This is a genomic window from Streptomyces sp. NPDC087906 (assembly GCF_055584925.1).
Genome location: NZ_JBVJLC010000001.1, coordinates 199,663 through 221,081 on the forward strand (window position 1 = coordinate 199,663; position 21,419 = coordinate 221,081).

The 21,419-nt window shown below is 71.1% G+C and carries 20 protein-coding genes; 10 read left to right on the forward strand and 10 right to left on the reverse strand.

All coding sequences use genetic code 11. From position 1 onward, the window contains the following. Positions 1–23: 23 nt before the first annotated feature. Complete coding sequence (locus tag ACZ63I_RS00870) at positions 24–683, reverse strand: response regulator (protein ID WP_041987537.1); 660 nt, start codon at positions 681–683, stop codon at positions 24–26. A gap of 320 nt (positions 684–1,003) precedes the next feature. Between ACZ63I_RS00870 and pdhA the strand changes: the two genes are divergently transcribed. The 3 genes from pdhA to ACZ63I_RS00885 are packed head-to-tail and all read left to right on the forward strand — an operon-like array spanning position 1,004 to position 4,634. Then, positions 1,004–2,197, forward strand: coding sequence for a pyruvate dehydrogenase (acetyl-transferring) E1 component subunit alpha (gene pdhA, locus ACZ63I_RS00875; RefSeq protein WP_469334052.1), 1,194 nt, complete (start codon positions 1,004–1,006; stop codon positions 2,195–2,197). Positions 2,198–2,199: 2 nt separating this feature from the next. Further along, the gene (locus tag ACZ63I_RS00880; RefSeq protein ID WP_469334054.1) at positions 2,200–3,180 is read left to right on the forward strand and encodes an alpha-ketoacid dehydrogenase subunit beta; all 981 of its coding nucleotides are present in this window, start codon (positions 2,200–2,202) and stop codon (positions 3,178–3,180) included. A gap of 14 nt (positions 3,181–3,194) precedes the next feature. Next, positions 3,195–4,634 carry a dihydrolipoamide acetyltransferase family protein gene (locus ACZ63I_RS00885; RefSeq protein ID WP_469334056.1) on the forward strand — a complete coding sequence of 480 codons (1,440 nt, stop codon included), beginning with the start codon at positions 3,195–3,197 and terminating at the stop codon, positions 4,632–4,634. Positions 4,635–4,715: 81 nt separating this feature from the next. Here the strand turns inward: ACZ63I_RS00885 and ACZ63I_RS00890 are convergent, their stop codons facing one another. Continuing rightward, a complete protein-coding gene (locus tag ACZ63I_RS00890; RefSeq protein ID WP_469334058.1) occupies positions 4,716–5,855 on the reverse strand; it encodes a hypothetical protein in 1,140 nt (379 codons plus the stop codon). Positions 5,856–6,013: 158 nt separating this feature from the next. Between ACZ63I_RS00890 and ACZ63I_RS00895 the strand changes: the two genes are divergently transcribed. Next, on the forward strand, positions 6,014–6,739 hold the full coding sequence (locus ACZ63I_RS00895) for a histone protein (protein WP_469334060.1): 726 nt from the start codon (positions 6,014–6,016) through the stop codon (positions 6,737–6,739). Positions 6,740–6,745: 6 nt separating this feature from the next. After that, positions 6,746–7,675 (forward strand): SRPBCC family protein, encoded by a 930-nt coding sequence (locus tag ACZ63I_RS00900; protein ID WP_469334062.1) that lies wholly within the window; start codon positions 6,746–6,748, stop codon positions 7,673–7,675. Positions 7,676–7,717: 42 nt separating this feature from the next. Here ACZ63I_RS00900 and ACZ63I_RS00905 read toward each other — a convergent pair whose 3' ends face one another. Next, positions 7,718–8,533: a TrmH family RNA methyltransferase gene (locus ACZ63I_RS00905; protein WP_469334064.1), complete on the reverse strand. Its 816-nt coding sequence runs from the start codon at positions 8,531–8,533 to the stop codon at positions 7,718–7,720. A gap of 48 nt (positions 8,534–8,581) precedes the next feature. After that, entirely contained in the window at positions 8,582–9,757 is a 1,176-nt protein-coding gene (locus ACZ63I_RS00910; protein ID WP_469334066.1) for an MFS transporter, read from the reverse strand. A gap of 60 nt (positions 9,758–9,817) precedes the next feature. Between ACZ63I_RS00910 and ACZ63I_RS00915 the strand changes: the two genes are divergently transcribed. Further along, a complete protein-coding gene (locus ACZ63I_RS00915) occupies positions 9,818–10,789 on the forward strand; it encodes an ArsR/SmtB family transcription factor (RefSeq protein ID WP_469334068.1) in 972 nt (323 codons plus the stop codon). Positions 10,790–10,953: 164 nt separating this feature from the next. On the opposite strand, the gene ACZ63I_RS00920 is transcribed toward ACZ63I_RS00915, so the two are convergent. From ACZ63I_RS00920 to ACZ63I_RS00930, 3 genes are all read right to left on the reverse strand, one after another. Next, on the reverse strand, positions 10,954–11,877 hold the full coding sequence (locus ACZ63I_RS00920; RefSeq protein ID WP_469334070.1) for a BRO-N domain-containing protein: 924 nt from the start codon (positions 11,875–11,877) through the stop codon (positions 10,954–10,956). A 104-nt stretch (positions 11,878–11,981) separates the two neighbouring features. After that, entirely contained in the window at positions 11,982–12,356 is a 375-nt protein-coding gene (locus tag ACZ63I_RS00925) for a VOC family protein (protein WP_469334072.1), read from the reverse strand. Positions 12,357–12,406: 50 nt separating this feature from the next. After that, on the reverse strand, positions 12,407–13,075 hold the full coding sequence (locus tag ACZ63I_RS00930) for an SDR family NAD(P)-dependent oxidoreductase (protein WP_469334076.1): 669 nt from the start codon (positions 13,073–13,075) through the stop codon (positions 12,407–12,409). A 131-nt stretch (positions 13,076–13,206) separates the two neighbouring features. Between ACZ63I_RS00930 and ACZ63I_RS00935 the strand changes: the two genes are divergently transcribed. Together ACZ63I_RS00935 and ACZ63I_RS00940 are read left to right on the forward strand one after the other, a co-directional pair. After that, positions 13,207–13,860, forward strand: a complete 654-nt coding sequence (locus ACZ63I_RS00935) for a GntR family transcriptional regulator (protein ID WP_469334078.1) — start codon at positions 13,207–13,209, stop codon at positions 13,858–13,860. Between the two features lie 134 nt (positions 13,861–13,994). Beyond that, positions 13,995–15,290 carry an MFS transporter gene (locus tag ACZ63I_RS00940; protein ID WP_469335498.1) on the forward strand — a complete coding sequence of 432 codons (1,296 nt, stop codon included), beginning with the start codon at positions 13,995–13,997 and terminating at the stop codon, positions 15,288–15,290. Between the two features lie 46 nt (positions 15,291–15,336). Here the strand turns inward: ACZ63I_RS00940 and ACZ63I_RS00945 are convergent, their stop codons facing one another. Further along, positions 15,337–16,161, reverse strand: coding sequence for a maleylpyruvate isomerase family mycothiol-dependent enzyme (locus ACZ63I_RS00945; RefSeq protein WP_469334080.1), 825 nt, complete (start codon positions 16,159–16,161; stop codon positions 15,337–15,339). 175 nt (positions 16,162–16,336) lie between these two features. Between ACZ63I_RS00945 and ACZ63I_RS00950 the strand changes: the two genes are divergently transcribed. Beyond that, positions 16,337–17,140, forward strand: a complete 804-nt coding sequence (locus ACZ63I_RS00950; RefSeq protein ID WP_469334082.1) for a carbon-nitrogen family hydrolase — start codon at positions 16,337–16,339, stop codon at positions 17,138–17,140. Positions 17,141–17,322: 182 nt separating this feature from the next. Beyond that, on the forward strand, positions 17,323–20,019 hold the full coding sequence (locus tag ACZ63I_RS00955; protein WP_469334083.1) for an MXAN_6230/SCO0854 family RING domain-containing protein: 2,697 nt from the start codon (positions 17,323–17,325) through the stop codon (positions 20,017–20,019). 45 nt (positions 20,020–20,064) lie between these two features. On the opposite strand, the gene ACZ63I_RS00960 is transcribed toward ACZ63I_RS00955, so the two are convergent. Then, positions 20,065–20,565 (reverse strand): LURP-one-related/scramblase family protein, encoded by a 501-nt coding sequence (locus tag ACZ63I_RS00960; protein WP_469334084.1) that lies wholly within the window; start codon positions 20,563–20,565, stop codon positions 20,065–20,067. A gap of 122 nt (positions 20,566–20,687) precedes the next feature. Further along, positions 20,688–21,380: a phosphotransferase gene (locus ACZ63I_RS00965; protein WP_469334086.1), complete on the reverse strand. Its 693-nt coding sequence runs from the start codon at positions 21,378–21,380 to the stop codon at positions 20,688–20,690. Between the last annotated feature and the right edge of the window lie 39 nt (positions 21,381–21,419).

The following is a 21,419-nucleotide window of genomic DNA, read 5'->3' on the forward strand; positions in this document are numbered from 1 at the left end:
TTTCCAGCGCGGCTCGTTGCTGCTCAGCGCTGTTCGGCCTGGAGTCTGGCCACATAGGCCGCCGCCTGGGAGCGCCGCTCCATGCCCAGTTTGGAGAGCAGGCTGGAGACGTAGTTCTTGATCGTCTTCTCCGCCAGATGGAGCTGCTCGCCGATGGCCCGGTTCGTCATGCCCTCGCCGATCAGATCGAGGATCTTGCGCTCCTGGTCGGTCAGGCCCGACAGCTTGTCGTTGGTCTTCGGGTTGTTGCCGTCCCGCAGCCGCTCCAGCACCCGTGCCGTCGCCTCGGGGTCGAGCAGCGAGCGGCCCGCCGCCACGTCGCGTACCGCCGTCAGCAGCTCGCTGCCCCGGATCGCCTTGAGCACGTAACCCGAGGCCCCGGCCATGATCGCGTCGAAGAGCGCCTCGTCGTCGGCGAAGGAGGTGAGCATCAGGCAGTGGATGTCCTCGTTCTGCGAGCGGATCTCCCGGCAGACCTCGACCCCGCTGCCGTCCGGCAGCCGTACGTCCAGCACGGCCACGTCCGGGCGCGTCGCCGGAATCCGGACGAGCGCGTCGGCGGCCGTGCCGGCCTCGCCGACGACCTCGATGTCGTCCTCCACGGACAGCAGCTCGTAGACGCCCCGCCGGACCACTTCGTGATCATCCAGGAGGAATACGGTAATTTTTCCCTTTTCGTCCACTCTCGCAGTCTCACACACTCGCCCCTTCCCTGCCGCAGACGGGCGGGATAACGTGCCGTTGTCCCGACGGCCTGCAAGGCTGTGACCAGTGGTTGTTCCCGACTTTTTCGATTTACTTGGAAATCCAAGCAAAATCGCAGGTCAAAGGGGGTTTCGCAGGAATGCGGCCCACTGGGTAACGTGCCTGTGACAAGGCGCTCGCCGGGGCACCTGTCACGCCTGTTCCGACCGGTCGCACCCACCCCGTGCGCACGACGGAGCAAGCGACCGCACTGGTACCCGGCGGATCCCGGGAGCCGGACAGACGGAGGAGCACGCACGTGACCGTGGAGAGCACTGCCGCGCGTAAACCGCGCCGCAGCAGCGGCGCCAAGCGCACCAGTAGCAGCGCCGCAGCGAAGAAGACGCCACCGGCGCAGCAGGGGAGCACCGAGCCCCAGCTCGTCCAGCTCCTCAGCACCGAGGGCGAGCGGGTCGAGAACCCCGAATACGAGGGGTACGTCGCCGACCTGACCCCCGAATCCCTCCGCGGCCTGTACCGGGACATGGTCCTGACCAGGCGCTTCGACGCGGAGGCCACCGCGCTCCAGCGCCAGGGCGAGCTGGGCCTGTGGGCCTCGCTGCTCGGCCAGGAGGCCGCCCAGATCGGCTCGGGACGGGCCCTGCGCGACGACGACTACGTCTTCCCGACCTACCGCGAGCACGGGGTCGCCTGGTGCCGCGGGGTCGACCCGACGAATCTGCTGGGCATGTTCCGCGGCGTGAACCACGGCGGCTGGGACCCCAACAGCAACAACTTCCACCTGTACACGATCGTCATCGGCGCGCAGACCCTGCACGCCGTCGGCTACGCCATGGGCGTCGCCAAGGACGGCGCCGACTCCGCCGTGATCGCGTACTTCGGCGACGGCGCGTCCAGCCAGGGCGACGTGGCCGAGTCGTTCACCTTCGGCGCCGTCTACAACGCGCCCGTGGTCTTCTTCTGCCAGAACAACCAGTGGGCGATCTCCGAGCGTACGGAGAAGCAGACCCGGGTGCCGCTCTACCAGCGCGCGCAGGGCTTCGGCTTCCCCGGCGTACGGGTCGACGGCAACGACGTCCTGGCCTGCCTCGCGGTGACCCGCTGGGCGCTGGAGCGGGCCCGCAACGGCGAGGGCCCGACGCTGGTCGAGGCGTTCACGTACCGGATGGGCGCGCACACCACCTCCGACGACCCGACGAAGTACCGCGCGGACGAGGAGACGGAGTCCTGGCAGGCCAAGGACCCGATCCTGCGGCTGCGCAGGTATCTGGAGCGGACGGGCGACGCCGACGAGGCGTTCTTCGCCGCGCTGGAGGAGGAGAGCGAGACGCTCGGCAAGCGGGTGCGCGACGCGGTGCGGCAGATGCCGGACCCCGAGCATCTGGCGATCTTCGATCATGTGTACGCGGACGGGCACTCGCTCGTGGACGAGGAGCGGGCCCAGTTCGCCGCCTACCAGGCGTCGTTCGAGGACGCGGGGGAGGGCAAGTAGCCATGACGATCCAGAAGCTTCCCATCGCGAAGGCGATCAACGAGTCGCTGCGGCACGCGCTCGACACCGACCCCAAGGTCCTGATCATGGGTGAGGACGTCGGCAAGCTCGGCGGCGTCTTCCGGGTCACCGACGGGCTGCTGAAGGACTTCGGCGAGGACCGGGTCATCGACACCCCGCTCGCCGAGTCCGGCATCATCGGCACGGCGATCGGCCTCGCGCTGCGCGGCTACCGCCCGGTGGCCGAGATCCAGTTCGACGGCTTCGTCTTCCCCGCGTACGACCAGATCGTCACGCAGCTCGCCAAGATGCACGCCCGCGCGCTCGGCAAGATCAAGATGCCGGTCGTCATCCGCATCCCGTACGGCGGCGGCATCGGCGCCGTCGAGCACCACAGCGAGTCGCCCGAGGCGCTGTTCGCGCATGTGGCCGGGTTGAAGATCGTCTCGCCCTCCACCCCCGCCGACGCGTACTGGATGATGCAGCAGGCCATCCAGAGCGACGACCCGGTGATCTTCTTCGAGCCGAAGCGGCGCTACTGGGACAAGGGCGAGGTCGACACCGAGGCCATCCCTGGCCCGCTGCACAAGGCGCGCGTCGCGCAGACCGGCACCGACCTCACGCTGGCCGCCTACGGTCCGATGGTGAAGGTCTGCCTGGAGGCGGCGGCAGCGGCGGCCGAGGAAGGCAGGTCGCTGGAGGTCGTCGACCTGCGGTCGATGTCCCCGATCGACTTCGACACCATCCAGACGTCGGTCGAGAAGACCCGCCGGCTGGTCGTGGTGCACGAGGCGCCCGTCTTCTACGGTTCGGGCGCGGAGATCGCCGCCCGGATCACCGAGCGGTGTTTCTACCATCTGGAGGCCCCGGTCCTGCGGGTCGGCGGCTTCCACGCGCCGTACCCGCCGGCCCGCCTGGAGGACGAGTACCTCCCGGGCCTGGACCGGGTGCTCGACGCCGTCGACCGCTCGCTCGCGTACTGAGGAGTGCCGTGACCATGACTGCTGACACTTCGACCCGCTTCCGAGAGTTCAAGATGCCCGACGTGGGCGAGGGGCTCACGGAGGCGGAGATCCTGAAGTGGTACGTACAGCCGGGCGACACCGTGACCGACGGCCAGGTGGTGTGCGAGGTCGAGACGGCGAAGGCGGCCGTCGAACTGCCCATCCCCTACGACGGGGTGGTGCACGCGCTGCGGTACGAGGAAGGCACGACCGTCGACGTCGGCGCTTCGATCATCACGGTGGACGTGGCGCCGGGGACGCCGGACGAGGCGCCTGCTCCCGCCGCTCCCGCCGCTCCCGCCGCTCCCGCCGCTGAGCCGGAACCCGCGCCCGCCGCGCCCGCTGCCGCCACCAGGACCCCGGTTCTGGTCGGTTACGGGGTGGCGGAGGCGTCGACGAAGCGCCGGCCGCGCAGGGGCCGGCCCGAGGGGCAGGAACCGGCGGTGAACGGGCACGCGGCGCCGGTGGCACCCGCCGTGGCGGAGCCGGTCGCGCCTGCCCCGGCGGCTCCCGTTTCGGCCGGGCGTCCGCTGGCGAAGCCGCCCGTGCGCAAGCTGGCGAAGGACCTCGGCGTCGATCTGGCGACGATCACCCCGACGGGCCCGGACGGGATCATCACCCGCGACGACATCCGCGCGGCGACGGCGGCTCCTGCGCCGGTGACCGCCGCCGCGCCCGCTGTCTCCGCTGCCCCTGTCGCGGCTGAACCGGCGCCGGCTGTCCTGCCGGGTGCCCGGGAGACCCGGGTGCCGGTCAAGGGCGTACGCAAGGCCACGGCGGCGGCGATGGTGGGCAGCGCGTTCAGCGCGCCGCACGTCACCGAGTTCATCACCGTCGACGTGACCCGCACGATGAAGCTCGTCGACGAGCTGAAGTCCGACAAGGACATGGCGGGTCTGCGGGTCAATCCGCTGCTGCTCGTGGCCAAGGCGTTCCTGGTGGCCATCAAGCGCCATCCGGACGTCAACGCGTCGTGGGACGAGGCCAACCAGGAGATCGTGCTCAAGCACTACGTCAACCTGGGCATCGCGGCGGCCACGCCGCGCGGTCTGCTCGTCCCCAACATCAAGGACGCGCACGACAAGACCCTGCCCCAACTCGCCCAGTCCCTGGGCGAACTGGTGTCCACGGCCCGGGAGGGACGTACCACACCCGGCGCCATGCAGGGCGGTACGGTCACCATCACCAACGTCGGCGTCTTCGGCGTCGACACGGGCACGCCGATCCTCAACCCCGGCGAGTCCGCGATCCTGGCAGTTGGCGCGATCAAGCCCCAACCCTGGGTCCACAAGGGCAAGGTGAAGCCCCGTCAGGTCACCACGCTGGCGCTCTCCTTCGACCACCGGCTGGTCGACGGCGAGTTGGGGTCGAAGGTGCTCGCGGACATCGCGGCGGTCCTGGAGCAGCCGAAGCGCCTGATCACCTGGGGCTGATCCCCGCCGCGGCGCGACGAAGCCCCCGTACCGACCGTACGTAGCGGTCGGAGCGGGGGCTTCCGCGCTGCCGGGCGGGTGTCAGTGGCGCTCGCGCCGCACGGGACGGCGGCGCGGGGCCGCGCTAGCGCCTTCGCCCTCTTCCCGGCGGTGGGTGCGCTTCGTCGCTGTCCCGGCCGACGGCTTGCGTCGCCGCGCCTTCGCCGTACCGGCGATCTCGCCGGACCGCTCGCCGGTACGCGCCGCTGTCTTGCGTACGCCGTCGGTCGCCGCGTCTGCGGACTCGCCGGCCGCACCCGCGGCCTCGGTGGCCTGGTCGGTGGCCTGCTCGGCGGTGTCGGTGGCCTGATCCGTCGCCTGCTCAGCCGTGTCTTCGACGGTTTCGGCGGCGTCCCCGACCGTGTCCGACGCCTTTCCCGCGACGTCCCCGGCGGCATCCCCCGCCTTGCCGACCGCTTCGCCGGCTTCCTCGCCGACGCCTTCGACCGCCTTCCCCGCGCCCTTGCCGACGCCCTGCACCGCCTCGCCGGCCCCCTTGCCGACGCCTTCGACCGCGCCCCCCGCGCCCTTGCCGACGTCCTGCACGGCCTCGCCGGCCCCGCGGCCGACGTCCTGGACGGCGCCTCCCGCGCCCTGCCCGACGTCCTCGACAGCGGCGCCCGCGCCATGGCCCAGTTCTCCCACGGCCTGCCGGGTGCCGCTGCCGATCTCCTCGACCGCCGATCCGACCCCGCGGGTGAGCTGCTCCAGGATCTGGGGATTGCGGTCGATCGTGGTCAGCACGCGATTGACGATCACCGCGACATGATGCAGGCGCACCTTGAGCTGCGCCTGGGCGTCGACGCCCTTGACCGTGAGCTGCACCCGGCCGAGATCCACGTCGGCGCCGACATTCAGCTTGAGCAGGTCGAGCACTTCGGCCTGGAGGGTGACCCGGGCCCGCAGGTCCTCGACCTCAAGGTTGATCTCGTCGACGTGGAGCGTGGGGACGTCGAGGAACACATCGGGAGCGCCTTGGGTGGCGCCGTCCTCGGCCATGTCGTCCTCGACAAGCTCACCTTCGCCCTCGAACGTGTCCTCGCCCTCGTAAGCGTCCTCGGCCTCTTCGGCTTCTTCGGGCTCCTCGGCGTCCTCGGCCTCGTCGTCGGCTTCGTCGGCGATCTCGGCGTCGAACTCCTCCTCCTCGTAGGGCTCGTCGGTGTTCTCTGCGTCCTCGCGCATACGAGTGCCTCCTCGGCAGTACGCTTTAAGTGCGGTTTGTTCATACTGTCACGTTTTAGGGGCATTCACCCGAATGGCGACATTGCGCCATGCCGCGCACAGTGGGACAGGAGACCGCGAGCCGAAGCACAGCGATCAGCAGGGCAGGTGCCGCACTTATGGATCAGGAAACCAAAGTCTCGCTCGCCGCGGCGGTGGCCGGCGGCTACGTACTGGGCCGGACGAAGAAGGGCCGGCTCGCCATCACCACGATGACGCTTCTGCTCGGCAGGGGCCTCGGTCTCGATCCACGGCAACTGGTCACGGAAGGTGTCCGGCGGCTTGGTGAGGTACCGCAGGTGGCCGAGTTGCAGGAGCAGATAAAGACCGAGGGCCTCGACGCGGCACGTCAGGCGGTCTCGGCCGTCGCTGGCCGTGGGGTCGGCTCCATCTCGGACGCGATCAGCAGCCGGGTGCCGGGAGTTGGCGGCGGAGCCGACGAGAACGAGGACGAGAACGAGGACGAGAACGAGAACGAAGACGACGACGACGGCGCGCAGCAGGACGAGGCCGCCGATGACGCGGAGGACTCGGAGGATTCCGAGGACGACGGCGAGTACGAGAACGAAGAGGAAGACGAAGAAGAGGACGACGAGGAGGAGGGGGACGAAGGGGACGAGGCGGAGGACGAAGCGGAAGAGGAGCCCGAGGAAGAGCCCCCGCCGCCGAGGCGCCGCAGGCGCCAGCCCGCGAAGCCCGCCCCCGCGCGGAAGTCGGCGCCGCCGAAGAAGGCGGCGAAGAAGGCACCCGCCAAGAAGGCGGCTCCCGCGAAGAAGTCGGTTGCGGCGCCGAAGAAGGCCGCCAAGAAGGCTCCTGCGCAACAGCGCTCCAACCGACGGAGGTAGCTCGCCATGGCAAGCTCAACTCTCCTCCTGTTGCGCCAGGAACTCACGAAGTACGTCGGCTCCCAGGTCGGCAAGCTGGCCGAGAAGGCCGGCGACAAGGTGGCGGGTGTCACCACGCAACTCACCGATGTCGCCGAGAACGGCGGGAAGTTGCCAGCGATCGGCGGCCCGGTGAAGGCGTTCGCGGCCGACAAGGCGAAGGGCGTGAAGGACAACGTCGTGGACAAGGCCAAGGGCGCGGTCGGAAGGGGCGACAGCGACCGGAAGGCGGGCGACGTCAAGGTGACGAGCATGATCGAGACCCTGGACGTCGGCGTCCCGCTGCGTATCGCCTACGACAGTTGGACCGAATACGAGCAGTTCGGCAGCTTCACCAAGGGTGTGCAGACCGTCTCGAAGAACGACGACGTGACCTCCGAGTGGAAGGCCAAGGTCGGCCCTTCGAGCCGCAGTTTCACCGCCACGGTCGAGGAACAGGTGCCGGACGACCGGATCATCTGGAAGTCGGAGGGCGCCAAGGGCACGACCAAGGGCGCCGTCACCTTCCACGAACTGACCCCGTCCCTGACCCGCATCGTGCTGGTGGTCGAGTACTACCCGGCCGGATTCTTCGAGAAGACGGGCAACCTGTGGCGCGCCCAAGGCAGGCGCCTGCGCCTGGACTTCAAGAACTTCCAGCGCTACGTCACGCTCACGGACGAGGAACCGGAGGGCTGGCGCGGCGAGATCCGCGACGGCGAGGTCGTCGTCACGCACGAGGAAGCGCTCGAAGCCGAAGAAGAAGAGCAGGACGACGACGGCGAGTACGAGGACGAGGACGAAGAGGACGAAGAAGAGGACCCGGAGGCGGACGAGGCCCCGGAGGCCGAGGACGCGGACGACGACACGGAGTGGGAGGACGAAGAGGAAGAGGAAGAGCCGCGCAAGGCGAGCTGACCCGCGACCGCTGTACGAAGCGTCCTGCTCGACGCGTCCCGCTCAGGAACGGCGTTGGCGGGATGCTTCGTACAGCAGGACCGTTGCCGCGTTCGACGCGTTGAGGGAGCTGGCCGAGCCCGTCATCGGGATGTGCACCGTGTGGTCGCACAGCTCGCGCCAGGCCGCCGCCAGGCCCGTCGTCTCGTTGCCGATCAGCAGCAGGACCGGCTGGGTCAGGTCGAAGGCCGACGCCTCCGCCTCGCCGTTCTCGTCCGTGCCGACCACGGTGACGGGGTTGCCGCGGGCCCGCTCCTTCGCCAGCCAGTCCGTCACCTCGTGGTGCGAGGGCGTGCGGACCACCGGCAGGGCGAAGAGTGAACCCGTCGTGGCGCGGACGGACTTGGGGTCGTAGACGTCCGCCGCGTGGCCCGTGACGATCAGGCCGTCCGCGCCGAAGGCGTCCGCCGAGCGGACGATGGAGCCGATGTTGCCCGGCTGGGTCGGGCGGTCGAAGAGGACACCGAGGAAGGTGTCGTGCACGGGGATGCGCGCCAGGTCGTCCGGGCGCATCTCGACGACGGCCAAGACCTCCGGCGCCCCGTCCGTACGCTCGCTCAGCTCGGCCAGCAACTCGGGCGCCATCGCGACGCGTTCGGTGCTGATGCCGCGCAGCAGATCCTCCGCCCAGCGGGACAGCGGGCGGCTCGCGTCGTACAGCAGGGCCCGTACGGTCCAGCCGTGCTCGACGGCCAGCGTGATCGGCCGTACGCCCTGGACCAGGAACTCGTTCTGGCGCTTGCGCTTGTTGCGGTTGCCGAGCAGCGCGTGCCATTGCTGGAAACGGGCATTGCGGGTCGTGATCCGCTGAACGGCCACCCGTCCTCCGATGCCGTGCGATCCGTCGTATGAGGTGTGTCCGCAATCCTAGGCATACGCGGCGGCCTTCCCCGGCCGCAGTCCCGGCGCCAAGGACAAGGTGACGGCCACGGAGACCGCGGCCATGGCGGTCATCGCAGCCGCCGGGGAGGTGAGTTGGGCCAGGCCGCCGCCGAGCGCCGCGCCCACGCCCTGCATGGCGAGCATCCCTGAGGAGCTGAGCCCCAGGGCGTGGCCGCTCAACTCGTGCGGCGTCAGGGCCATCAGGCGCTCCTGGAGCAGCAGGCTCGCCGAGTAGCCGACCGAGGCCAGGACGACGGCGGCGACCGCGACGGGCAGCGCCGGGTGCAGCGCGAAGACCAGGTACGGGGCGGCGAGCAGCAGCCGCAGCGGCGGGCCGAGCCGGGTGCGCCACAGCGGGGTGATGAACCGGCCGGTCAGCGTGTCCCCCGCGAGCATGCCGAGCGCGGCGCTGGCGAAGAGGAGGCCGGCGTGCCGGGGCGCGTAAGGGACGTACAGGGATTCGCAGCCGACGATCAGCCCGTTGGGCACCCAGAGCGCGAGATACACGTACCGGCGCGGGCGGTCGGACCACAGCAGCGCGTTCGTCCGCCAGGTCTCGGTGACGGACGGGCGTCCCGCGGCGCGCGGCGGCCGGGCGGCGAGGCCGAGCCTGGCGACCAGCGCGGCGGCGAGGTACAGGCCCGCGCCGGCGAGCAGCGTGCCGCGCGGCGACAGGGCGGTGACGAGCAGGGCGCCGGTGGCGTATCCGCAGATCTGCATGGTGCCCGCCGACATGTTGAGCACCGAACGGCCCAGCAGATAGCCCTCCTTGCTGAGGATCTCGTTGAGCAGCCCGTACCGCACCCCGCCGCCGACCGACGCCAGCAGCCCCTGCGCCAGCAGGACCGCGAACGCCGCCCACACGGGCAGCCCGGGGACGGCCTGTGCCGCCGTGCCGAGCCCGAAGAGCAGCGCGAGGCCGACGGTCGCGGCGCGCGGCGGCAGCCGGTCGGCCGCGGACAGGAGCGTGGTGGCGCCGAGCAGTTGGGCGAGCGACGGGCCGAACATGGCCAGCGCGGACAGCAGCGGCGACCCGGTCGCCCCGTAGATCAGCGTGCCGAGGGCGAGGCCGCTCACGGTCTGGGCCGCCACCTGGACGGAGGAGGTCAGGAAGAAGGGCGTGAACTCCGGTGTCCGGAAGACCTCGCGGTAGGTGCGCATGGACCGGAGTCTCCGGCGGCCGTTCCGCCGACCGTTAGAGTTTCGCGTGGAGGCGAAACGATGGGCTGGTGGCTGGTCAACGCGGACACGCTCGCGGGCGGCAGATTCGTGGTGTCCCCGCTGGCCGAGGCCACGGCGAGCCTGAAGACCCTGGAGCGCGGGACGGCCGCGCACCCCGGCGAGCGCGCCTGGCTCGACACGTACCGCCCCGCCTACCGCGAACGGCTGGCCGGCGACCCGGCCGCTGCGCTGCTCGTACGGATCGGTCTGTGCCGTTCCTGGAACGCAGACTTCCTCACGCCCACCCCCGCCGGTGACGGCGGCCAGTCCTTCGAGCAGGAGCTGGCGTCCATCCGCCGGACACCCCCGGCGGCGGCCCGCGCCCACCTGGCCGTCTCGCTGGGCGGCGGACCGCTCCCCGCCGAACTCGACAGGGACGATCTGCCGCGCCTGGCAGCCGAGTTGCTGGAGTGGGTGTGGACGGAGACGGTGCTGCCGGAGTGGCCGCGCCGCCGACGCGTCATCGAGGCCGACGTCGTCGCGCGGACCGAACAGCTCGGCAGGGGCGGCTGGGCGGCGGCCCTGGACATGCTCCGCCCCGGGATGCGCTGGCTCGGCGAGAGCCGGCTCCAGATCAACGCGCACGACCACCCGCCCCGCGAAATCTCCGGCGCCCAGCTCCTGTTCGTCCCGGTCACACCACGCACCGGCTGGGTCTCCTGGGACGAACCGCACCGCTACGCGGCGGTCTACCCCTGCGCCGGACCCCTGGCCGAACCGGCGTCGGCGCCGGTCCCCGAGGCCCTGGGCGCCCTGCTGGGTCCCGTACGCGCCACCGTCCTCGTCCTGCTGGACACCCCGAAGAGCACGACACAACTCGTAGCCCTGACCGGCCAGTCCCTAGGCACGATCGGCCGCCACCTGAAGATCCTCCTGACCGCCCACCTGATCCACCGCCGCCGCGCGGGCCGCTCGGTGCTGTACTACCGAACCGAAGCGGGCAACACCTTGGTCGACGCGCAGCGCGACTGAGGCAGCTCTCGGCGCCACTCTCTACCTGCGGGAATATCGAGACCATAACGTCCAGTTATGGTCTCAAGCACGCCTCGGTGGGCACCGGGGGCGCGATAGTTGAGAGTGTCGCGAGAGTTGGTGGTCCCGTAGACGCGTACCTCGCCCGTCGCACCAGCACCGTCTCAGGGCACGTTCAGCACATACACCGGTGACCCGTCGTCCGCCCCGCCCTGGGCGCGGATGCAGGCGTGCTTACGCATGAACCGCAAGCACTCGTTGACGCGCCGGACCGGCAAACCCGTGCGGACGGCGATCGATTCGAGCGGCTGCCGCAACTCGCCCCGCTCGGCCAGCACGGGAGCGATGGTCACAGCCACGGCCCAGACGTCCTCGGTGACGGACATCCGCGACTTCCAGTCGGCCAGGAGCGCTTCAGCGGTGGGACGTGACGGGACGTGAGGCTCTGCGGCTGGTGCCGTGCGACCCGCACACAGCGAGTCCAGGCGGTCGGCGATGCGTTCCAGGGCTCGAACGGACGCGTGCTGCGCCGCGAGCGATTCGCGCTGTACAGATGCGAATTCCTCGTCCAGCCGGAGGTTCCGCTCCTCCAGCCGCACGATCACGTCGGCGACCTCCGCCGGCATGGCGTAAGCCACCGGCGACGCGGGTTCGACCGGTGGCGCTTCTGCTGCGGCGAGAGTGTACGAACCGTCTCGCTGGATGCTGTGGATAACTTCCGAGACCCACTCCTTGAACGGCCGGCACGAGGGCTTCGAGGATCCGTTGACAAGCGAGATCAAGCCGCGGAGATCGATAAGGGTCAGGTCTCGGCGCCACTCTCTACCTGCGGGAATGTTGAGACCGTAACCCCCAGTTACGCTCTCGAGCGTGTCTCGGTGCGCACGGGAAACGTGATCGCCGAGAGCCTTCCGAGAGTTGCTGTAGCCCAGGTTCCGGCACACGTCCACCGCCGGGAACCAGTGGCTTCCGTCCGGCATCGTGAGCCTGCGTATCCGTACTCCCGTCGCCCCGTGGACGAAGTCCCCGACGTTGATCGCCTCTTGCTGTGCAGCCGCATCCGACGGCGGGCAGTTGAGTTCGTTCATGCGAACCACCTCCACCGCGGAACGTAAAGGGACGCAAACGGCATATGCCAGCGGAAGAGCGGATTTTCATTCGGGCGAGTGACGGCGCGTGACGGGCAACGCCCTCAGGACGCGCGTTCCTTCGCGCTGCGGACCACGCAGAATTCGTTGCCCTCCGGGTCCGTCAAGGTCAGCCAGCCCGAGCCGTCCGGGCGGCGGTGGTCGGCGGAGAGGGTGGCGCCGAGAGTGTAGAGGCGGTCGGCTTCCTCGTCGCGGGTGCGGTCCTGGGGCTGGATGTCCAGGTGGATCCTGTTCTTCGTCTCCTTCGCGTCCGGGACGGTGACGAACAGCAGGCTCGCGCCTTCCGCGGTGACCGTCGCCTCCGGGTCCCCGGCGAAGTCGTCGTCCGCCAGGGAGCCGTCGAGGGCTTCGGCCCAGAAGCGGGCCAGGGTGTAGGGGTCGGAGGAGTCGATCACGATGTGGTGGAGCAGAGATGACATGCGCGTCACTCTGAGAGACGCGGGCCGCCGTTGTCCAGCCGATAACGCGGTCAGCGGCCCGTATGGACGATCTCCCGCTGCCAGGCCGTACGCGGCTGGGTGTGCAGCCGCCAGTAGTGCTCGGCGATGTCGTCCGGGTCGAAGTCCGTGCCGGGCGCGACGGCGCCGGCCACCGTCACCGAGGCGGCGTGCACGCCCGACGGGCCGTACTGGAGGTCGAGCAGTTCCACCAGGGTCCGGACGCCCGCCTTGCCGAGCGAGAGGCTCACGTACTGCGCCTTCGGCTCCGGCATGCCGCCCGTCACGAGGAACGAGCCGCTGCCGCGCCGCGCCATCGCGGGCGCCACCCGCGCCGCCGTGGTCAGCGCGCCGACCACGTTGACCGCCCAGGCGTCCAACTGGCCGCGCGCCGACAGGTCGCCGGGGGCGTCCGGGCGGATGACCGCCGCGTTGTAGATGACGGCGTCCGGCACGCCGAACGCCTCCGACGCGGCGTCCAAGGCGGCCCGCAGCGCGTCCTCGTCGGTGACGTCCGCCGACAGGGCCAGCACCTCCGCGCCCGTGGGGGCCACGGCGTCGGCCGCCGCGCGCAGCGACTTCTCCGTACGGGCCACCAGTACGACCGGCAGCCCCTCCCGTCCGAAGCGGCGCGCCACCGACGCGCCGATCCCCGGGCCCGCTCCTACTATCACTGCCCCCGACATCGCTGCCTCCGTCATCGTTCATTTTTAAGGTTGTTGGTCGTTCCGCGAACGTCGTCGTCCCGCTCCCGCATTCCACCGCCTCCCCCGCCGGTCCACATCCCGGACGGGCGGCGCTGATGCACCTCTGTTGTATCTAAGCTGTGCGCATGCTGAACCAGCCCGTCAAGCGACCCCCCGCAGCCGAGCGCGTCTACAGCCACATCAAAGGGGCCGTGCTCGACCGCAGCTACGAAGGCGGCACCCTCCTCACCGAGGGGGAGTTGGCCGAGGCCGTCGGGGTGTCCCGCACCCCCGTACGTGAGGCGCTGCTCAAGCTGGAGGTCGAAGGGCTGATCAAGCTCTACCCGAAGAAGGGTGCGCTCGTCCTCGCCGTCTCCGCGCAGGAGATCGCCGATGTCGTCGAGACGCGCCTGCTGGTCGAGGAGTTCGCCGTACGCAAGGCCGTGCCCGCGTCGGCGCGGCTGATCGAGCGGCTGGCCGAACTGCTCGACGAGCAGCGGCTGCACGCCGCTTCGGGCGATCTCACCGCCGTGTCCGTCAGCGACCGGTGCTTCCACGCCGAGATCGTCCGGCACGCCGGCAACCAGATCCTGTCGAAGCTCTACGACCAGCTCAGGGACCGGCAGTTGCGGATGGGCCGCGCCATCATCGAGGCGCACCCCGACCGCGTCGCCAAGAACCTCGCCGAGCACACCGAGCTGTTCGAGGCGATCAGGGCCGGTGACGTCGAAGGCGCCGCGCAGTGCGTGCGCCGCCATGTCGGCCGGGTCAAGGTGCTGGTCAGGGGGGACGTGCCGTGAGCGGGAGCAGCAGCGCGGCCGGCGGGAGCAGCGCCGGCAGCGGGAGTAGTGCGGGCAGCGGGAGCAGTGCCGGCGGCGGGAGCGGTGCGGGCAGCGGGAGTAGTGCGGGCGGCGGGAGCAGTGCCGGCGGCTCTCTGGCCCTGCCCGGCGATCCGCCCGGCGGCCGGCGCGCCGCCTGGGTGTGGGGCATCGGCATCGCCGTCTACTTCGTCGCCGTCATCTTCCGTACCAGCCTGGGCGTCGCGGGACTGGACGCCGCCGACCGCTTCCACATCGACGCGTCCGCGCTCTCCACCTTCTCCATCCTGCAACTGCTCGTCTACGCCGGCATGCAGATACCCGTGGGGCTGCTGGTTGACCGGCTCGGTACGAAGAAGGTGCTGACGCTCGGCGTCGTCCTCTTCACCGTCGGCCAGTTGGGCTTCGCCCTCGCCCCCTCGTACGGCGCCGCGCTGGCCGCGCGCGCCCTGCTCGGCTGCGGCGACGCGATGACGTTCATCAGCGTCCTGCGGCTGGGCGCCCGCTGGTTCCCCGCCCGGCGCGGGCCGCTGATCACGCAGGTCGCCGCGCTGTTCGGGATGGCGGGCAACCTCGTCTCGACCCTGGTCATCGCGCGCACCCTGCACAGCCTCGGCTGGACGGCGACGTTCGCGGGCAGCGCCATGGCCGGCGTCGTCGTCCTCGTATTGCTGCTGCTGTTCCTGAAGGACCACCCCGAGGGGTACGAGCCGCCGCCCGCCGAACACGCGGGCATCGCGTACGTACGCAAGCAGATCGCCGCCGTCTGGCGGGAGCCCGGCACCCGGCTCGGGCTGTGGGTGCACTTCACCACCGGCTTCCCCGCGATGTTCTTCCTGCTGCTGTGGGGGCTGCCGTTCCTGGTCGAGGCGCAGGGCCTGACCCGGTCGACGGCGGGCGAACTGCTCACGCTGATCGTGCTGTCCAACATGGTGATCGGGCTCGTCTACGGGCAGATCATCGGCCGGCACCACGCGGCGCGGCTGCCGCTGGTGCTCGGTACGGTCGGGACGACGACACTGCTCTGGGCCGTCACCCTCACGTATCCCGGCGACAGTGCCGGGCATGCGCCGATGTGGCTGCTGATCGTCCTGTGCGCGGCGCTCGGCGCCTGCGGACCCGCCTCCATGGTCGGCTTCGACTTCGCCCGCCCCGCGAACCCCCCCGAGCGTCAGGGCACGGCCTCGGGAATCGTCAACATGGGCGGTTTCGTGGCCTCGATGACGACGCTGCTCGCGGTCGGCGTCCTGCTGGACGCGACCGGCGGCAACTACCGGATCGCCTTCTCGTCCATCTTCGTGCTCGAAGCGGTCGGGATCACCCAGATCCTGCGGCTGCGGGCGCGTGCGGTACGAAGGGAGCGGGAGCGGCTCGTGGCCAGCCGGGTGGAGGCCGTGCACGTGCCGGCGTGAGGCCGTGCTGTGCCCGCGTAAGACGCCTGACGGGGTCGCGTGCGGATCAGCGCGTTACCGCGAACTCCCGCAGGATCGCCTCTGCCAGGTCGTAGTCGCCGTCGATCTTGACCCGGTCCACCACCGAGGCGAGCCGGACCCGGCCGCAGGCCAGCCGGAAGTACGTCTCCCAGTCCATCGCCAGCGTCACGGCGGGGCCGAGCGAGGGCGCGCCGTCGATCGTCCCGCGCCCCTCCGCGTCCACCCGGATCGTCCGGAGGAACTCCACCGGGCCGTGCACGTCGAGGACGACGGCCGAACTCGGCGGCGCGCCCGCGTCCTTGGCGACCACCTTCGGCAGCGCTGCCAGCAGCGCGTCACGCGCGACCAGCGCACCGGGCGAGTCGAGGTTCCCCGGCTTGTCCAGCGCCGTCCGCAGGTCCTGTTCGTGCACCCAGATGTCGAACGCCCGGTCGCGCATGGCGGTTTCGAGGGTCTGCTCCGTGCCGAGCGGGGCGCGGACCATCGTGTCGGGCCGGCGGGTCTCGTTGCGGAGCTGGCGGTTGCGGCGGATGACCGTGTACTCCAGCTCGGAGGTCATCTCCGGAGCCGTGTGGTGCCGGCGCACATCGACCTGCATCTCCATGTAGCGGGAGATCTCGCTCTTCACATGGTAAAGATCACGCGGCAGGGTGTGGATCGGCCGCGGGTCCCCGAGCATCTCGCACTCCATGCCGATGACATGGGAGATGATGTCGCGGACCGACCAGCCGGGGCACGGCGTGCGCCGGTTCCACTCGCCCTCGCCGAGTGGCTGTACCAACTCGGTTATCGCTTCGACTGAGTGGGTCCATGCATCGACGTAGGTTTGAAGGCTGGGATGGACGGTCACGGGACCCCTCGGCGGTTCTGCGGTACGCGGGCTGGCTTGCTGGGTGGCTGGCTGGCTGCGGGCTGCGTGGGAGGTTCGGCAGCCTAAGTTACGCTGCCCGGTGGCACCCCGGCAGTGCTTTCGTGTGACGATCGTAGGCCCGTGTTGACGGCTCGAATGCCAGGACGGTGGTAGTGTGCGCGCCTCGCTCATCCAGATCGCAGTAGACCCGGACGAAACGGCCCACGCGCGCAGGCGGCGCGCGGCAGCGCTCGTACGCGAGCAGCGCGGCGCTGACCTGGTGGTACTCCCGGAACTGTGGCCGGTGGGCGCGTTCGCTTACGAATCCTTCGCCGCGGCGGCCGAACCGGTCGAAGGACCGACGTTCGAAGCGATGTCGGAGGCGGCGAGCGACGCCGGGGTCTGGCTGCACGCGGGGTCGGTGGTCGAGGGCGCGCCCGACGGCGTCCTCTACAACACCTCGCTGATCATCTCCCCCTCCGGCGCACTCGCCCGTACGTACCGGAAGATCCACCGCTTCGGCTTCGACAAGGGCGAGGCGACGCTGATGGGCGCGGGGGACGAACTCGTCACCTTCGAGCTGTCCGGCCTGACGCTGGGTCTCGCCACCTGCTACGACCTGCGCTTTCCCGAGCTGTTCCGGGGCCTTGTCGACGCGGGCGCCGAGCTGTTCGTCGTCCCCGCGGGCTGGCCGGCCCGCCGCCGCGCGCACTGGACGCTGCTCGCCCAGGCCCGCGCCGTGGAGAACCAGGCGTACGTGCTGGCCTGCGCCACCGCGGGCACGCACGCCGGGGTCGAGCAGTCGGGCCACAGCATCGTCGTGGACCCCTGGGGTGAGGTGCTGGCCGAGGCGGGCACGGAAGAGGAAGTCCTGACGGTCGACATCGACCCGGCGAAGGTGGCGAAGACCCGCCAGCAGTTCCCAGCGCTGAAGGACCGGCTGCTGGGCCTGCCGAAGCCGTCGGCGCAGGCCGGGTAGGAGCCCGGCACAGGGCGTCGCAACGGGGCGTCAAAATCCACGTGCGCGGCGGGGACCCGTCCCGATAGCGTTCTCATGTGGGGCGGCTCAGCGCGCGGTTCCTTCCAAAATTCTCTTCAAATGAACCCAACCGTGCGCACTTTCCGCCCCACCTTGCTCTGCGCACGGGGGGACCGACGCACATGACCACCGCTGGCACCGCACATCAGGACCGTACGAAGACGGGCAGCGCCCGCAGCCTCGCCGCTGTGCTCCTGGCCCGCCGAGGCGCCGTCTACCTGCCGTCGGGGACGCACTCCACCACGGCCGTCTCACCGGCCGTTCTCGCCGGGGTGACCCTCCTCGAAGCCGACCTCCTCGACCGCGGCTGTCTGCTCTCCGCCCCGCTGCGCGAGGCGCTCACCGCGCGCGGTGACGCGGCGCTCGCCGCCGCAGGACGCGCCCTGCTCGCCGACATCGACGAGGCCCTCGGCGCCGACCGCGACCACACGCCGCTGTTCCGCGACTTCCCCGCCAGTACCCCGGCCGACACGCTCGCCTTCTGGGTCGACCGCGTGCTGACCCTGCTGCTCCAGGAGCCGCACCAGCCGTGCGTGCTCTGCGGGACGGTCGACACCGTGCACGCCGTGGCGCCCTGCGCGCATCTGGTCTGCCGTCACTGCTTCGACGGCGCCGACTTCTCCGCCTGCCCGATCTGCCACCGCGCCATCGACCCGGCCGACCCGTTCCTGCTGCCCGGCCGCTACCGGGCAGCGGCCGACCGCGACCGCGCGCTGCCGGATCGGATCCGGGTCCTCGGGTACGGGGGCACGGCCGACGCCCGCGAGCGGGCGGTCGGTGACGAGCTGCGGGTCCTGCTCGGCCGTACGGCGGCGCTGTCCCCGCAGGACGCCGACGACCTCGCCACGCTGCTCGCCACCCGCAGCCGTACGGAGCTGTCCTGGCTGCCGGAGACGCTCCCGGGCCGCGAGACGAAGGCGCGGGTGCTGGCCTGGTTGCTGACGCCGTCCGGTGCCGCCGAGTCCGGTGCCGCCGAGCCCGGTGCGAAGACGGCAGCCGCCGCCGCGCCGTCCGCCGCCGCGCTCGCCGCCGTCACCGCGCGCATCGACACCGCGACCGACATCCTCCGGCTGCTCGCCGTGCTGGCCGGCGGCGACCCCGGCCTGGTGGAACCGGTCCGTACGCCGCCCGTGCCCCGGCCGCTGCGCCGCGCCCTGCTGGCGGCCCTCGACGCGCTCGACCCGGTGCTCGCCGTCGCCGACATGCGCCGTCGCCGCCCGGCCTGGATCAGTGCCGCGCACGCGCTGCACCCCTTCGAGCACGCCGCCCGCCACCCGCGCGCCGCGCTCGCCGTCGCCGCGCTGCGCGACATCCGGATCCCGGACGACCGGCTCGGCGCCGCCCTCCGTACGACCGCCACGGCGGCGCCTGACGTCGACGCGTCCGGCGCGAAGGTCACCGTCACCACCTGGGCGGGCAAGGTCGAAGCCGCCCTCGCCCGGCCGGACGTCCCCGCCGCCACCGCACTCCTCGCGCAGCGGCCCGGCGAGCTGGTGCGCCGGCTCGACCATCTGCTGCGCCTCGCGGGCCGCGCCGGCGCGGGCGCCGTACTCGACGCGCTCGCCACCGCCGTACCGCAGGTGTCGCCCGCCGTGCTGCTGTCGGCGCTCGGCGCCGTACGGAGCAGGCGGCGGCCGCAGGACGTCCGGGTGTTCTTCCCGAAGGGCGGCCGGGCCAAGACCTATCTCACGGAGGACGACCGCGAGCCGCTGCCTGCGGGCTCCGCCGACGCGGCGACCGCCGTGCTCACCGCGGAGGTGCTGCGCCGCGCCGCCGCCCAGGGCCCGGTCGAGCTCGCTGTCGTGGACGCGGCGCTGGACGGCGTCGTCGCGCCGTTCACCGAGCGCACCGCCTCGCGGGCGCTGGTGACGCTGCCGCGCGGCAGCGAGCTGGCCGTTCCCGACGGCAGGACGCTGCGGCTGTTCCTGCACTGGACGGAGAGCGAGACGTCGGGCCGTACCGACCTCGATCTCTCCGTCGCCCTGTTCGACGACACGTGGGAGCACGTCGGCACCTGCGACTACACGCACCTGCGGTTCGCCGGATCGGCCGCCGTGCACTCGGGCGATCTGACGAGCGCGCCGCCGCCGAAGGGCGCCAGCGAGTTCGTCGATCTGGATCTGGGGCGGCTGGCGGCTGCGGGCGTCCGGTACGCGATGGCGATCTGCTTCTCGTACAACGACGTGCCGTTCGTCGAACTCGCCGACGCCTTCGCCGGGTTCATGGCCAGGGACCGGCCGGGCGGCGAGGGTCCGCACTTCGACCCGCGCGCCGTCGAGCAGCGCTTCGACCTGGCCGGCGACTCCCGCGCGTGCGTGCCGCTGATCCTCGACGTGCGGGGCCGGACGATGCGCTGGCTCGACGTCTCCCAGGGGGTGACGGGCACCGACCACGCGGTGCACCGGTACGCCAGCAGCCTCGCCGTCCTCGGCAGCGGCCTCACCGAGCTGTTCGCCTCGGGCGCGCGGGTCGGCCTCGGCGAGGTGGCGACGTGGCAGGCGGCGGCACGGGCCGCGGTCGTCGCCCTCCGGCACACGGACGGTTCGGTCAGCACCTACCGGCGGCGGGACGCCGAGACCACGGCGGACTTCGCCGCCCGGATAGCGACCCCCGACCGCGACGGCACGGCGGAAGGCGGCGGTACGGACGGCGCGGCGGACGGCGGCGAGCTGGGGCGGGCCGGCCTGGCGTACGTGCTGCACGGGGATGTCGCGCTCGCCGATGACGCCCAGGTCTACGCGCTGTACTCGGGCGCGCTGGACAGCGGGAGCGTACGGCTGCTGACGGCGTCCGACGTCGTCAACAGCCTCTCCCCGTAAGCCGGTAGCGGCGGCGGTAGCGACCGTGGCGGCGGCCACTGACTGTCAGTGGTCGTCGCCCTCGCGCTCCTTCTCCGCCATCCGGATCACGCACACCGCGACCGCGAGCAGCAGCGAGTGGTCGGTGTCCTCCCGTACGACATCCACGCCGTAGGTCTCCCGCACCCGCAGCCAGCGGCGCGAGATGTCGGCCAGCAGTTCGCCCTCGTACTCGATGGCGAACTCCCGGTCCAGGATCTTGCCGCTCACATCGAGTTCGGTGCCCTCGACCAGGGTGACCCGGTAGTGGTTGCGCAGCAGCGAGAGCCGCTTCTTGCGGACGGTCGCCAGCGGCTGCTCGTCGCGCTCGATGGTCATCGCGTCCCGCAGGCTGAGCATCTTCTCGCGCAGCGTGATCAGGACGGCCCCGGAGGGGTCCTTGAGTTCCAGGGTGTCGCGCAGCCGCAGCGCCTTGCCGTCGACGAGGAAGGCCTTGCGGCCGTGCTCGTCCTCGATCCAGTAGTCGTCGCCGATCGCGAAGATTTTGTCGCGTACGAGATATTTCATGAAGGACGGGTACCCCCGCCGCACGAGCCGATGACGGCACGGGCGTAGGTGCACGCGTTCGGGTACGGCGTACGCGTACTCCAAGGTGGGTACGCCACCCGCCTGCATCAACAGGGGCGCGGTCAGCGCCCCTTCGCGCTCCGGAGCGCGAGCACCTGCGCCACCGCCTCGTCCACCTGGCTCAGCTCCCGCTCGCTCATCGTCGGGTTGGCGAGCCGGCGTGCCCGTACGTCGGCGAGGTGCCCGGGGTCCACGTCGCCGTGCGCCAGCAGCTCGGCGAGACCCACCCGGATGGGCTCGGAAGGCAGCTCGCCGGCCACCATCACCTGCGCCAGGATCAGCGCCGACATGGCCCAGTCGAGTCCGGGCGGCCCCTCCTCGGTGTTGGTCCAGTCGATCACCATGGGGCCGCTCGGCGTGAGGATCACATTCTCGGGGTGCAGATCGAGATGCAGGATCCGGTCGGTCGGATCGTCCCCGGCCAGCGGCGGTACGGCGTGCAGCCGGTGCAGCAGCCGGGCGAGCATCAGCCCGCCCTCCTGCGGTGTCGTGGTGCCTTGGAGCAGCGACTGGACCATCGTCGGCCCGGACAGCCGCCGCATCACCAGCTCGGTCCGCGCCCCGCCGCCTGTGTCCGCGGCGGCGTCGGGCAGCTTGACCTGCGGCACCGGATACCCGTGCTCCCACAGATGCGCCATCACGACGGCTTCGCCGGTCACGTCGAGGCTGTCCCTGGTGCGCCGCAGCACCCACTCGTCGTCTATCGCGTACACGTCCGCGCTCCGGCCCGAGCCGAGCAGTTCCCCAGTCCCCATGCGGGGAATCTACTCGGCGCGAGAGTTGTCGGACCCGGG

What these genes read in the sequence shown, in the direction of transcription:
- ACZ63I_RS00880 (WP_469334054.1), top strand. Translation starts at nt 2,200, where the DNA reads ATGACGATCCAGAAGCTTCCCATCGCGAAGGCGATCAACGAGTCGCTG.
- ACZ63I_RS00885 (WP_469334056.1), top strand. Translation starts at nt 3,195, where the DNA reads ATGACTGCTGACACTTCGACCCGCTTCCGAGAGTTCAAGATGCCCGAC.
- ACZ63I_RS00890 (WP_469334058.1), bottom strand. Translation starts at nt 5,855, where the DNA reads ATGCGCGAGGACGCAGAGAACACCGACGAGCCCTACGAGGAGGAGGAG.
- ACZ63I_RS00895 (WP_469334060.1), top strand. Translation starts at nt 6,014, where the DNA reads ATGGATCAGGAAACCAAAGTCTCGCTCGCCGCGGCGGTGGCCGGCGGC.
- ACZ63I_RS00900 (WP_469334062.1), top strand. Translation starts at nt 6,746, where the DNA reads ATGGCAAGCTCAACTCTCCTCCTGTTGCGCCAGGAACTCACGAAGTAC.
- ACZ63I_RS00910 (WP_469334066.1), bottom strand. Translation starts at nt 9,757, where the DNA reads ATGCGCACCTACCGCGAGGTCTTCCGGACACCGGAGTTCACGCCCTTC.
- ACZ63I_RS00915 (WP_469334068.1), top strand. Translation starts at nt 9,818, where the DNA reads ATGGGCTGGTGGCTGGTCAACGCGGACACGCTCGCGGGCGGCAGATTC.
- ACZ63I_RS00920 (WP_469334070.1), bottom strand. Translation starts at nt 11,877, where the DNA reads ATGAACGAACTCAACTGCCCGCCGTCGGATGCGGCTGCACAGCAAGAG.
- ACZ63I_RS00925 (WP_469334072.1), bottom strand. Translation starts at nt 12,356, where the DNA reads ATGTCATCTCTGCTCCACCACATCGTGATCGACTCCTCCGACCCCTAC.
- ACZ63I_RS00930 (WP_469334076.1), bottom strand. Translation starts at nt 13,075, where the DNA reads ATGACGGAGGCAGCGATGTCGGGGGCAGTGATAGTAGGAGCGGGCCCG.
- ACZ63I_RS00935 (WP_469334078.1), top strand. Translation starts at nt 13,207, where the DNA reads ATGCTGAACCAGCCCGTCAAGCGACCCCCCGCAGCCGAGCGCGTCTAC.
- ACZ63I_RS00955 (WP_469334083.1), top strand. Translation starts at nt 17,323, where the DNA reads ATGACCACCGCTGGCACCGCACATCAGGACCGTACGAAGACGGGCAGC.
- ACZ63I_RS00960 (WP_469334084.1), bottom strand. Translation starts at nt 20,565, where the DNA reads ATGAAATATCTCGTACGCGACAAAATCTTCGCGATCGGCGACGACTAC.
- ACZ63I_RS00965 (WP_469334086.1), bottom strand. Translation starts at nt 21,380, where the DNA reads ATGGGGACTGGGGAACTGCTCGGCTCGGGCCGGAGCGCGGACGTGTAC.